The sequence below is a fragment of the Pseudomonas sp. BJa3 genome, from assembly GCF_026343815.1.
In the GTDB taxonomy this organism is placed as follows: domain Bacteria; phylum Pseudomonadota; class Gammaproteobacteria; order Pseudomonadales; family Pseudomonadaceae; genus Aquipseudomonas; species Aquipseudomonas soli.
In genome coordinates this window covers 157,339-170,243 of the sequence record NZ_JAOXMC010000005.1, presented here as the reverse complement: position 1 = coordinate 170,243, position 12,905 = coordinate 157,339, and the positions used below count along the sequence as shown (strand labels likewise).

At 62.9% G+C, this 12,905-nt stretch carries 10 protein-coding genes; 9 read left to right on the top strand and 1 reads right to left on the bottom strand.

Features of this window, described 5'->3' with window-relative positions:
• The first annotated feature begins 156 nt into the window (after window positions 1-156).
• The 9 genes from OH705_RS07640 (at window position 157) to OH705_RS07600 (ending at window position 11,798) form a co-directional block, all read left to right on the top strand.
• A complete protein-coding gene (locus OH705_RS07640) occupies window positions 157-879 on the top strand; it encodes an SIMPL domain-containing protein (protein ID WP_102684911.1) in 723 nt (240 codons plus the stop codon).
• 312 nt (window positions 880-1,191) lie between these two features.
• Window positions 1,192-2,817: an ABC transporter substrate-binding protein gene (locus tag OH705_RS07635; protein WP_023630505.1), complete on the top strand. Its 1,626-nt coding sequence runs from the start codon at window positions 1,192-1,194 to the stop codon at window positions 2,815-2,817.
• 212 nt (window positions 2,818-3,029) lie between these two features.
• Complete coding sequence (locus tag OH705_RS07630; RefSeq protein ID WP_267301686.1) at window positions 3,030-4,622, top strand: ABC transporter substrate-binding protein; 1,593 nt, start codon at window positions 3,030-3,032, stop codon at window positions 4,620-4,622.
• A gap of 157 nt (window positions 4,623-4,779) precedes the next feature.
• Window positions 4,780-6,159 carry an OprD family porin gene (locus tag OH705_RS07625; protein WP_416383568.1) on the top strand — a complete coding sequence of 460 codons (1,380 nt, stop codon included), beginning with the start codon at window positions 4,780-4,782 and terminating at the stop codon, window positions 6,157-6,159.
• Between the two features lie 72 nt (window positions 6,160-6,231).
• Window positions 6,232-7,827, top strand: a complete 1,596-nt coding sequence (locus tag OH705_RS07620; protein WP_023630502.1) for an ABC transporter substrate-binding protein — start codon at window positions 6,232-6,234, stop codon at window positions 7,825-7,827.
• Between the two features lie 76 nt (window positions 7,828-7,903).
• A complete protein-coding gene (locus OH705_RS07615) occupies window positions 7,904-8,914 on the top strand; it encodes an ABC transporter permease subunit (RefSeq protein ID WP_023630501.1) in 1,011 nt (336 codons plus the stop codon).
• Window positions 8,915-8,924: 10 nt separating this feature from the next.
• Window positions 8,925-9,851 carry an ABC transporter permease subunit gene (locus OH705_RS07610; protein ID WP_038706756.1) on the top strand — a complete coding sequence of 309 codons (927 nt, stop codon included), beginning with the start codon at window positions 8,925-8,927 and terminating at the stop codon, window positions 9,849-9,851.
• Between the two features lie 10 nt (window positions 9,852-9,861).
• Window positions 9,862-10,830 carry an ABC transporter ATP-binding protein gene (locus OH705_RS07605; RefSeq protein WP_023632049.1) on the top strand — a complete coding sequence of 323 codons (969 nt, stop codon included), beginning with the start codon at window positions 9,862-9,864 and terminating at the stop codon, window positions 10,828-10,830.
• Window positions 10,830-11,798, top strand: a complete 969-nt coding sequence (locus OH705_RS07600) for a peptide ABC transporter ATP-binding protein (protein ID WP_023632048.1) — start codon at window positions 10,830-10,832, stop codon at window positions 11,796-11,798. The genes OH705_RS07605 and OH705_RS07600 overlap by 1 nt, the downstream gene beginning before the upstream one ends.
• Window positions 11,799-11,949: 151 nt before the next feature.
• Here the strand turns inward: OH705_RS07600 and OH705_RS07595 are convergent, their stop codons facing one another.
• Window positions 11,950-12,858, bottom strand: coding sequence for a hypothetical protein (locus OH705_RS07595; protein ID WP_038706757.1), 909 nt, complete (start codon window positions 12,856-12,858; stop codon window positions 11,950-11,952).
• Window positions 12,859-12,905: the final 47 nt, after the last annotated feature.

Genomic DNA, 12,905 nt, shown 5'->3' with positions numbered 1-12,905 from the left:
GAAGCCGGGCGCTCCACTGCAGCGATGCGGCAAAGCGCCACACTTTGTCATAGATTCATGATGGCACTTTTGAACCCTCTACACTGTCACCGGTCTGATCGGCCATGCGTGGAACGGATCTGCTCATCCACGCCTTACCCTGCCAAGGAGCTCCACATGCACATTACCCGTCGCGGCGCCGCCGCCGTTGCCCTTTCCTGCGGCATGCTCGCCAGCCTGCCGGCCCTGGCGGCCGACGAGCCACGCTACAACCAGGTGTCGCTGCGTGCCGAAGTCAGCAAGGAAGTGGCACGCGACCTGATGGTCGTGACGCTGTACAGCGAAGCGCAGAACACCGACCCGGGCAAGCTGGCCAAAGAGATCACCGAGACCATGAACAAGGCCGTGCAGCAAGCCCGCCAGGTCAAGGACGTGAAGATCAGCCAGGGCAGCCGCAACAGCTACCCGATCTACGACACCAAGGGCCAGAAGATCACCGGCTGGCGCGAGCGCGCCGAACTGCGCCTGGAAAGTGCCGACTTCCCGGCCCTGTCCAAGCTCACCGGTGACCTGCTGCAAGACCTGAAGATGGGCGGCATGGACTTCTCCATTGCCCCGGCCACACGCAAGTCCAATGAAGACGAGCTGCTCAAGGATGCCGTTGCCGCGTTCAAGGCCCGCGCCCAGTTGGCCACCGATGCCCTGGGCGGCAAAGGCTACAAGGTGGTCAGCCTGAACCTCAACAGCAGCGGTTACCCACGCCCCTACCTGCGCAACGCACCGATGGCGATGATGGCCAAGGGCGCCGCCGATGAATCCGCGCCGGCACCGGATATCGAAGCCGGAACCAGCGAAGTTAGCATGAGTGCCGACGGCCTGATCGAAGTCCAGGTGCCCTGACCCACTCGACTGGATGTCCGAGATGGTCAAAACCGTCTCGGACAGCCGTTTCAGACCTTTCCTACGCACCAAACGGGTGCGTCTGCTTGTCATATAAAGTGCGAAATATCCTGAAATTTTCGCCCTTTTCCCCCTCGCAAACGTTCAACATTCGCCAAAGTTATATGGATGCGACATCCATGTACGTCAGTACCACGTTTTTGGCGTCAACCATCCTGCTGAGTGTTGCATTGGGAATACCCCCTGCATAAGTATCCGCAGGTCGGCTCACGAGGCCGCCTCAATTCGAAAAATGACAACAATGAGGCCACCATGCTCAAACACGCAGTCATCCCGTTCCTGGTCAGTGCAGGCTTGCTAGCCGGCGCTCCATCCGCCCTCGCCGCGACCAACCTGGTGTTCTGCTCCGAAGGCAGCCCGGCCGGTTTCGACCCTGGCCAGTACACCACCGGGACCGACTTTGACGCCTCCGCCGAAACCATGTTCAACCGCCTGACTCAATTCGAGCGTGGCGGCACCGCAGTGATCCCGGGCCTGGCCACCAAGTGGGAAGTCTCCGACGACGGCAAGACGTACACCTTCCATCTGCGTGACGGCGTGAAGTTCCATACCACCGAGTACTTCAAGCCGACCCGTGCATTCAACGCCGACGACGTGCTCTTCACCTTCAACCGCATGCTCGACAAGAACCACCCCTTCCGCAAGGCCTACCCCACCGAGTTCCCTTACTTCACCGACATGGGCATGGACAAGAACATCGCCAAGGTCGAGAAGGTCGACGAGCACACTGTGAAGTTCACGCTCAACGACGTCGACGCCGCGTTCATCCAGAACCTGGCCATGAGCTTCGCCTCGATCCAGTCCGCCGAATACGCCGACCAGTTGCTCAAGCAGGGCAAGGCTGCCGATATCAACCAGAAGCCCATCGGCACCGGCCCGTTCGTGTTCAGCAAGTACCAGAAGGACGCGCAGATCCGTTACAAGGGCAACAAGGACTACTGGAAGCCCGAGGACGTGAAGATCGACAACCTGATCTTCGCAATCAGCACCGACGCCTCGGTGCGCATGCAGAAACTCAAGAAGAACGAATGCCAGGTCACCCTGTTCCCGCGCCCGGCCGACATCGCACCGCTCAAACAGGATCCGAAGCTGAAGATGCCTGACCAGGCTGGCTTCAACCTCGGCTACATCGCCTACAACGTGATGGACAAGGTCAAGGGCAGCAATGAACCCAACCCACTGTCGCAGCTCAAGGTGCGCGAAGCGCTGGACATGGCGGTGAACAAGCCGCAGATCATCGAGTCAGTCTATCAAGGCGCCGGCCAGCTGGCGGTCAACGCCATGCCGCCGACGCAATGGTCCTACGACACCACGATCAAGGACGCCAAGTACGACCCTGAAAAGGCGAAGCAGCTGCTCAAGGAAGCCGGCATCAAGGAAGGCACCGAGATCACCCTGTGGGCCATGCCGGTGCAGCGTCCGTACAACCCCAACGCCAAGCTGATGGCCGAGATGCTCCAGTCCGACTGGGCGAAGGTCGGCATCAAGGCCAAGATCGTCAGCTACGAGTGGGGCGAGTACATCAAGCGCTCCAAGGGCGGCGAGCAGGGCGCCATGCTGATTGGCTGGAGCGGCGACAATGGTGACCCGGACAACTGGCTGGGCACGCTCTATGGCTGCGATGCCATGGATGGCAACAACTTCTCCAAGTGGTGCTACAAGCCCTACGACGACCTGATCAAGCAAGCCAAGGCCACCCCCGACCAGGCCAAACGCACCGAGCTGTACAAGCAGGCGCAACACATCCTCAAGGAGCAGGTGCCGATCACCCCGATCGCCCACTCCACCGTGTATCAGCCCATGAGCGCGAAAGTGAAGGACTTCAAGATCAGCCCCTTCGGCCTGAACTCCTTCTACGGGGTCAGCGTGGACAAGTAACGGTCGTGACCGCCCCGCCGGCCTTTGCCGGCGGGGCGGTGACATGATCGGGCGATACGCAGGGTTATTCCCTCGCATTCGCCAGAACGCTCCCGCCCTCAAATCAGTAGCGAACCCTGGTTCCCGCATTCTGGCGCGCCTATCGTCAGGACCGGGATGCAGCAGCCGCGTTTTGCCTGTCGCGGCCTGAAAACACGGACAAAGGATCTGCCATGCGCCTGACCACACTGAGTTCCACCCTGCTTGCCCTCGGCTTGCTGAGCCAGGCTCCCGCGAGCCTCGCCAACAACCTGGTGTTCTGCTCCGAAGGCAGCCCGGCAGGTTTCGACACCGCCCAGTACACCGCGGCCACCGACAACGACGCCGCCGAACCGATCTATAACCGCCTGGTCGAGTTCGAGCGCGGCGGCACTGCCGTGCAGCCGGGCCTGGCCACCGACTGGCAGGTGTCCGAGGACGGCCTGAAGTACACCTTCCACCTGCGACACGCTGTGAAGTTCCATGGCAACAAGGACTTCAAGCCCAGCCGCGACTTCAACGCCGACGACGTGCTGTTCACCTTCAACCGCATGCTCGACAAGGATCACCCCTTCCGCAAGGCCTATCCCACCGAGTTCCCGTACTTCATCAGCATGGGGCTGGACAAGAACATCGCCAAGGTCGAGAAGACCGACCCGCTGACCGTGGTCTTCACCCTCAACCAGGTCGACGCCGCGTTCCTGCAGAACATCGCCATGGCCTTCGCCTCGATCCTCTCCGCCGAGTACGCCGACCACCTGCTGGCCAGCGGCAAGGCCAGCGATATCAACCAGAAGCCGATCGGCACCGGTCCGTTCGTGTTCCAGCGCTACCAGAAGGATTCGCAGATCCGCTTCAAGGGCAACAAGGAATACTGGGCGCCGGACCGGGTGAAGATCGACAACCTGGTGTTCTCGATCAACGTCGACCCCTCGGTGCGCATCCAGAAGCTGCGCCGCAACGAATGCCAGATCACCCTGCACCCGCGCCCGGCCGACCTGCCCGCGCTCAAGGCAGACGGCAAGCTGCAGGTGATGACACAACCCGGTTTCAACCTTGGCTACATCGCCTACAACACCCAGCACCCACCCTTCGACCGGCTGGAGGTGCGCCAGGCCATGGACATGGCAGTGAACAAGCAGGCAATCATCCAGGCGGTCTACCAGGATGCCGGCCAGACCGCCGTCAACGCCATGCCGCCGACCCAATGGTCCTACGACAAATCGATCAAGGACGCCCCGTTCGACCCGGAAAAGGCCAAGCAACTGCTGAAGCAGGCCGGGGTCAAGGAAGGTACCGAGATCACCCTGTGGGCCATGCCGGTACAACGCCCCTACAACCCCAACGCCAAGCTCATGGCCGAAATGCTCCAGTCCGACTGGAGCAAGCTCGGCTTCAAGGTGCGCATCGTCAGCTACGAATGGGGTGAATACCTCAAGCGCATGAAGAACGGCGAGCATGACATCGCCCTGATCGGCTGGACCGGCGACAACGGTGATCCGGACAACTGGCTCGGCACCCTGTTCAGCTGCGACGCCATCGGCAGCAATAACTACTCCTTGTGGTGCGATTCGCAATACGACGCACTGGTGAAAAAAGCCAAGCAGGTCACCGACCGCGACCAGCGCACCAGCCTCTACGAACAAGCCCAGCAACGTCTCAAGCAACAGGTGCCGATTACCCCGGTTGCGCACTCCACGGTCAACCAGCCGCTGAGCATCAGCGTGAAAGACTTCAAGGTCAGCCCCTTCGGACGCAACGTTTTCTCCGGCGTCAGCATCGATTGACCCTGCAACGCCCGGCCGGGAGTGCGACCCACTCCCGCGACGGCGTGCAGCCCGGATTTGCCTGGCAACCCCCAGGCAGACACTGCAGTACCGCGTCACCGTGACAAGCCCGGCCCACAAGGTCGGGTGATAACTAGAAAAATATCAGGGAGCTTTCATGTTGATTCGTACCACCACCACCGCACTGGCCTTGTCCGTCGGCGCCTTCTGCGCCCTCGCCCAGGCCGAACCCGCAAGCCAGGACTTCGTGCCGTTCGCGCTCAAGTCCAGCAGTGAACAGGCCGAGGCCAAAGGCTTCATCGATGGCCAGAGCCTGTCCGGCAGCACCCGCAACTGGTATGCCCGCGAACGCGCCACCCGCGCGCCGCTGTGGAAATACACCAAGGGCGACGGCACCCGCCACGACACCCACAGCCGCGACAACTGGGTGCAGGGCACCATCCTCAACTACAGCTCGGGCTTCACCGAAGGTACCGTGGGCTTCGCCGTCGAGGCCGCGGCCTACAATGCCATCGCCCTCGAGCAGGGCCGCGCCGCCGTGGCCGGCCCGAACAACCGCACCCTGACCCACAGCGACGGCGACCCGATCGGCCAGTGGAGCAAGATGGGCCTGGGCAATGTCAAGGCGCGCATCTCCAACACCACGCTGACCGTCGGTCGTCAATCGGTCGACACGCCGATGATCGCCTACATCGGTAACCGTGCCTTGCCATCGAGCTTCCAGGGCGCGTTCCTGCACAGCGCCGAGTTCGAGAACCTGTCGTTCGACGTGGGTACCTTCGACCGCGTTTCGCCGCGTACCGAGCAGAGCCTGAGCAAGTTCCGCAGCGAATACGGCAACGGCAGGGAAACCGACCGCGCCAGCACCGTCGGCATCAACTACCAGCCGCTCAAGAGCCTGACCACCAGCCTTTACGCCACCAAGGTCGAGGACTTCTGGAACCAGTACTACTTCGGCGCCAACCACGTGCTGGGCGACAGCGCGGTGCTGAGCCTGACCACCGGTCTTAACTACTACAAGACCGTGGACGAAGGCAGCAAGAAGATGGGCGAGATCGACAACGACACCTACAGCCTGTCGTTCGGCCTGACCCACCAGGCCCACACCCTCACCGCCTCCTGGCAGCAGGTCAACGGTAACGAGTACTTCGACTACCTGCACGAGACCAACGGCATCTACCTGGCCAACTCCCTGCTGTCGGACTTCAACGGCCCGAACGAGAAATCCCTGCAGATCAGCTATGTGCTGAACATGGCGCCGTATGGCGTGCCGGGCCTGAAGTTCAACGTCTACAACGCCCGCGGCTGGGATATCGACGGTACCCACTACAAGGGCACCGCCTATGACGTCCGCGGCCAGGACGGCGAGAACCACTACGAGTGGGGCATCGGCACCAGCTACGCGGTGCAGAGCGGCATGCTGAAGGACACCACCATCCGCGCCACCTATACCGCCCACCGTGCCAGCAAGGCGCAGAGCGACGGCAGTCTCGACGAGTTCCGCGTCGTCACCACCATTCCGTTCAACATCCTCTGACCGTTGGCGCCACGGCCCGCCTCCCCACGGGCCGTGGCGGCTACGCTGGAACTAGCACTGCAGGGAGGTTCCATGAAATTGCTACCGCTACGTGCTGCCCTGGCAGCCGTCATCCTGGGCGCCGCATCGAATCTGGCGGCCAAGCCGCTGGTGGTGTGCACCGAAGCCAGCCCGGAAGGCTTCGACATCGTCCAGTACACCACCGCCGTCACCGCCGATGCCACGGCCGAGGCGATCTTCAACCGCCTGGTCGACTTCAAGCCCGGCACCACCGAGATCCAGCCGGCCCTGGCCACCAGCTGGGACGTCAGCCCCGACGGCCTGGTCTACACCTTCCACCTGCGCGAAGGCGTCAAGTTCCACACCACCGACTACTTCAAGCCCACCCGCGACTTCAACGCCGATGACGTGCTGTGGAGCTTGAACCGTCAGTTGAAGAAAGACCATCCGTGGCACGACAAGACCAGCGTCGGCTATCCCTACTTCGAGAGCATGGCCTTCAAGGACCTGCTCAAGTCGGTCGAGAAGACCGACGATCACACCGTGGTGATCACCCTGACCCGCCCGGAAGCGCCCTTCCTGCGCGACCTGGCCATGGCCTTCACCTCGATCTACTCCGCCGAGTACGGCGACCAGTTGCTCAAGGCCGGCAAGACCGGCGATCTCAACAGCAAGCCGGTCGGCACCGGCCCGTTCGTGTTCCAGCGTTACAACAAGGACGCCAACGTCCGCTACAAGGCCAACCCGGACTACTTCCGTGGCAAGCCACCTGCCGATGCGCTGATCTTCGCCATCGCCACCGACAGCAACGTGCGCCTGCAGAAACTGCGCGCCAACGAATGCCAGATTGCCCTCTATCCCAAGCCTGACGACGTGCCGGGGATCAAGACCGACCCGAAACTCAAGGTCGCCGAGATCGAAGCATTGGTTACCGGCTACATCTCGATGAACACCCAGCACAAATACCTGAGCGATGTGCGCGTGCGCAAGGCAATCGACATGGCCTTCGACCGCCAGACCCACGTCGACCAGCTGTTCGGCAAGGGCAACGCCCTGGTTGGGGTCAACCCGTATCCACCGACCATGATCGGCTACAACACCGACAACAAGAACCCACCCCATGACCTCGACAAGGCCCGCGCCCTGCTCAAGGAAGCCGGCGTGCCGGAGGGCACGGTGATCACCTTGTTCACCCGCAACGGCGGTGGCCCGACCAACCCCAACCCGCGCCTGTCCGCCGAAATGCTGCAGTCGGATCTGGCCAAGATCGGCATCAAGCTCGACATCCGCGTGATGGAATGGGCCGAGATGCTGCGTCGCGCCAAGAAGGGCGAGGCCGACCTGGTGTCGGCGGGCTGGGCCGGCGACAACGGCGACCCGGACAACTTCCTCACGCCGATGCTCAGCTGTGACGCGGTGAAAAGCGGCGAGAACTATGCGCGCTGGTGCAACCAGAAATTCCAGGACCTGATCACCCGCGCCCGCGAAGTGATCGACAACGACGAACGCGCCAGGCTCTATAACGAGGCCTTGGCGGTGTACGATGAAGACCAACCGTGGATCAGCATGGCCCACCCGAAGATGTTCACCGCCATGCGCGAGAACGTCGAAGGCTATGTGATCAACCCACTGACCAACAACAACTTCGCCACCACCCAGGTGAAGTAGAACAACAACAGCCGCCGGACCTTGTGCAAGAGGCCCCGGCGGCACGCCGTTTCCGGCTGATGAGGTACCCCTGACAATGTTGAGTTTTATTGCCCGACGCCTGGGTCTGCTGATTCCGACCTTCTTCGGTATCACCCTGCTGACCTTCGCGCTCATACGCCTGATCCCCGGCGACCCCGTCGAAGTGATGATGGGCGAACGCCGGGTGGACCCCGAAATGCATGCCCAGGCCATGGAGCGCCTGGGCCTGAACAAGCCACTGCCGGCCCAGTACCTGGACTATGTCGGCAAGCTCGCCCAGGGCGACCTGGGCGAATCCCTGCGCACCCGTGAAAGCGTATGGAACGAATTCCTCACCTTGTTCCCGGCAACCCTGGAGCTGGCCATGGCCGCCCTGCTGTTCGCCGGGGTCATCGGCCTGCTGGCCGGGGTGATCGCCGCGCTCAAGCGCGGCTCGCTGTTCGACCACGGGGTGATGGGCATCTCCCTGGCCGGCTACTCGATGCCGATCTTCTGGTGGGGCTTGATCCTGATCATGTTCTTCTCGGTGAGCCTGGGCTGGACGCCGGTCTCCGGGCGCATCGACCTGCTCTACGACATCGAGCCGAAAACCGGCTTCATGTTAATCGACACCCTGCTCAGCGACGAGGAAGGCGCGTTCAAGGATGCGCTGATGCACCTGATCCTGCCCGCCATCGTGCTGGGCACCATCCCGCTGGCGGTGATCGCCCGCATGACCCGTTCGTCGATGCTCGAAGTGCTGCGCGAGGACTACATCCGTACCGCCCGCGCCAAGGGCCTGTCGCCGTCGCGCGTGGTATTCATCCACGGCCTGCGCAACGCGCTGATCCCGGTACTCACTGTGTTCGGCCTGCAGGTCGGCACGCTGCTGGCCGGCGCCGTGCTCACCGAAACCATCTTCTCCTGGCCGGGCATCGGTAAATGGCTGATCGAAGCCATCGGTGCCCGTGACTACCCCGTGGTCCAGAACGGCATCCTGTTGATCGCCTGCCTGGTGATCCTGGTCAACTTCGTCGTGGACATCCTCTACGGCCTGGCCAACCCACGCATCCGTCATCAGCGCTGAGGACTACGCCATGACCAGCCCGATTCCAAAATCCGTCACCCCGCCCAGCGTGGTCGACCAAAGCTTGCTCTATCCCTCGCCATATAAAGAATTCTGGCAGGCCTTCTCGCGCAACAAAGGCGCGGTGGCCGGCCTGGCGTTCATGTGCCTGGTGGTGTTCTGCGCCCTGTTCGCCCCCTGGGTGGCGCCGCACAACCCCAGCGAGCAATACCGCGACTTCCTGCTCACGCCGCCAGTGTGGCTCGAAGGCGGTACCTGGCAATTCATCCTCGGCACTGATGAGCTGGGCCGCGATCTGCTCTCGCGGCTAATCCAGGGCGCTCGACTGTCGCTGCTGATCGGCCTGTCGTCGGTGGTGATGTCGCTGATCCCGGGTATCCTGCTGGGCCTGTTTGCCGGCTTCTTCCCGCAGATCCTCGGCCCCTCGATCATGCGTCTGATGGACGTGATGCTGGCCCTGCCCTCGCTGCTGCTGGCCGTGGCCATCGTCGCCATCCTCGGCCCAGGCCTGATCAACACCGTGATCGCCATCGCCATCGTCTCGCTGCCGTCCTACGTGCGCCTGACCCGCGCCGCGGTGATGGGCGAACTGAACCGTGACTACGTCACCGCCGCGCGCCTGGCCGGTGCCGGCCTGCCGCGACTGATGTTCGTCACCGTGCTGCCCAACTGCATGGCGCCGCTGATCGTGCAGGCTACCCTGAGCTTCTCCTCGGCGATCCTCGACGCCGCAGCCCTGGGCTTCCTCGGCCTCGGTGTGCAGCCGCCAACCCCCGAGTGGGGCACCATGCTAGCCTCAGCTCGCGACTACATCGAACGCGCCTGGTGGGTGGTTAGCCTGCCCGGCCTGACCATTTTGCTCAGTGTGCTGGCAATCAACCTGATGGGCGACGGCCTGCGCGACGCGCTGGACCCGAAACTCAAGAACGCCGCCTGAGGAGATCGCCATGTCACTGCTGCAGATCAACAACCTGAACGTGCGCTTCGGCGACGCCAATGCCGTGCCTGTGGTGGACGGCCTCGACCTGAGCGTGGATGCCGGCGAGATCCTCGCCATCGTCGGCGAATCTGGCTCGGGCAAGTCGGTGACCATGATGGCGCTGATGGGGCTGATCGAAGCCCCCGGGCGCATCACCGCGGACGTGCTCGACTTCGCCGGCACCAATATGCTCAAGCTCAGCGGCCGCCAGCGCCGCAAGGTGGTGGGCAAGGACATCGCGATGGTCTTCCAGGACCCGATGACCGCGCTCAACCCCAGCTACACCGTGGGCTACCAGATCGAGGAAGTGCTGCGCCAGCACCTCGGCCTCAAGGGCAAGGCTGCACGCCAGCGCGCCCTGGAACTGCTGAAGAAGGTCGAGATCCCGGCTGCCGAAAGCCGCCTCGACGCCTACCCGCACCAACTGTCCGGCGGCATGAGCCAGCGCGTGGCCATCGCCATGGCCATCGCCGGCGAGCCGAAACTGCTGATCGCCGATGAACCCACGACCGCGCTGGATGTAACCATCCAGGCGCAGATCATGGAGCTGCTGGTCAACCTGCAGAAAGAGCGCAACATGGCGCTCATTCTGATCACCCACGACCTGGCCGTGGTCGCCGAAACCGCCAAGCGCGTGTGTGTGATGTACGCAGGGCAAGCAGTCGAAGTAGGCCAGGTGCCCGAGCTGTTCGACGTACCCGCCCACCCTTACAGCGAAGCGCTGCTGGCGGCCATTCCCGAGCACAGCATCGGCGCCGAACGCCTGGCCACCCTGCCTGGCATCGTCCCCGGCCGCTATGACCGCCCACAAGGCTGCCTGCTGTCGCCGCGCTGCCCCTATGTGCAGGAAAACTGCCGCCGGCAGCGCCCGCCCCTCGATCCCCAGGCCCACAGCCTGGTGCGTTGCTTCTATCCGCTGAACCAGGAGGTGGCGTGATGGCCGTCGTACTTTCCGCTCGTGAGCTGACCCGCCACTACGAAGTCTCCCGCGGCCTGTTCAAGGGCCATGCGCTGGTGCGGGCGCTCAATGGCGTGTCGTTCGAACTGGAGGCCGGCAAGACCCTGGCCGTGGTCGGTGAATCCGGTTGCGGCAAGTCGACCTTGGCGCGGGCCCTGACCCTGATCGAGGAGCCTTCCTCCGGTTCGCTGCAGATCGCCGGCCAGGAGGTAAAGGGCGCCAGCAAGGACCAGCGCAAACAGCTGCGCCGTGACGTGCAGATGGTGTTCCAGAGCCCGTATGCCTCGCTCAACCCACGGCAGAAGATCGGCGACCAGCTGGCCGAACCGCTGCTGATCAATACCTCGCTGAGCAAGGCGGAACGCCGCGAGAAAGTGCAGAAGATGATGGAGCAGGTGGGCCTGCGCCCCGAGCACTACCAGCGTTATCCGCACATGTTCTCTGGCGGTCAACGCCAGCGCATCGCCCTGGCCCGGGCTATGATGCTGCAACCCAAGGTACTGGTGGCCGACGAGCCGACCTCGGCGCTGGACGTGTCAATCCAGGCCCAGGTGTTGAACCTGTTCATGGACCTGCAAAAGGAGTTCAACACCGCCTACGTATTCATCTCCCACAACCTGGCGGTGGTGCGCCATGTGGCGGACCAGGTGCTGGTCATGTACCTCGGTCGGCCAGCGGAGATGGGGCCCAAGCAGGACATCTACGACAAGCCGCTGCACCCATATACACAGGCGCTGTTGTCTGCGACCCCGGCGATCCATCCAGATCCGCTGAAACCGAAGATCCGCATTGCCGGTGAGCTGCCCAATCCGTTGAACCCGCCGGATGGCTGTGCCTTCCACAAACGTTGCCCGTATGCCACCGAACGATGCGCCAAGGAAGTCCCAGCGTTGCGCAAAGTGAGCACGCGGCAGGTGGCCTGCCACTACGCCGAGCAGTTCCTGTAGCGTTATGCGCCAATGAAAACGCCGCCCTTCGGGGGCGGCGTTTTCATTTCTCAGTGCATGAACAGTGCAATCAGGATGATCACCGGAATAGGTACCCCGAGCATCCACAGCAATAATGAGCGCATGATGTTTCTCCTTGTTCCTGTGCGGGTTATCGAATCGGTGCGGAGGCGTGGCGCAAGTTGTAGTCTGCTTGACTGGCTTCGAGCCACTGAACCCGATCACGCTGCCGGCCACCGAAGAGTGCCGCCAGGCTGGCGAAGAAGGCGCCGCAAAGCAGGGCGACGAAGGTCCACAACGCGGTCCAGGCCGCAGCCTTTGTCGCAGCATCCGCAGCTTGCTTGGCTTCGACCTTGGCTTGCTGCAGTTGCGCATAGACCTGATCAACGCGTGCTTCGGCCTCGGGCTGGGTCAGGCGAGTGCGCTGGGCCACCACCTGGGCCAGGTAGGTCCGGTCCTCCGGCGCAAGCGTGCCGCCCTGAGCCAGCGAGCGGGTCAGAATACGCGCTGCCACACCATTTGCAGCGTCGTCACTGACCGCCACCGGGCCTTGAGCACGGAACAGGCTATCGACGAAGTAGCCCATCGGGTCCTTGCCCTGGCTGTCGCTGCCAGCCACGCCCGCAGCGGCAGTTGTAGCCGCCCCGGACACAGCGGTGGCGCCGGCGCCCAGCAAGTTGCCAGCAGTACCGAGCACCAGCATGGCCGCCACGAGCGTGGCAACCGCCCACGCCAGGAAGCCATGTGCAGTGTCCCGGAAATACACTTCATCACCGTGCAGGTTGGCCCATTTCATCCGCAGGCGACCGGCGATGTAACCACCTAGGCCCGAGGCCAGTATCTGTGTGATCAGTAGCCAGATGATGGTGGAAATCCCAAGCGCCTTGGCGCTGGCGCCTTCGTCGGCCCAAGGCGAGGTAGCGGCCAGGCCCAACCCTGTTCCCAGTACCACCAGGATCAGGGACAAGGCCGCCGCCGCTGCTGCGCCAGCGAATATCGCGGCCCAGGAAACACCGGAGCGATTGGGGTCGTTGGTGGGGTAGTCGGCAGGTGTGATCATGATTCGACGCCTTTATCTGAGGGGGAGGTCCTTTCTCGGGTAAGGCA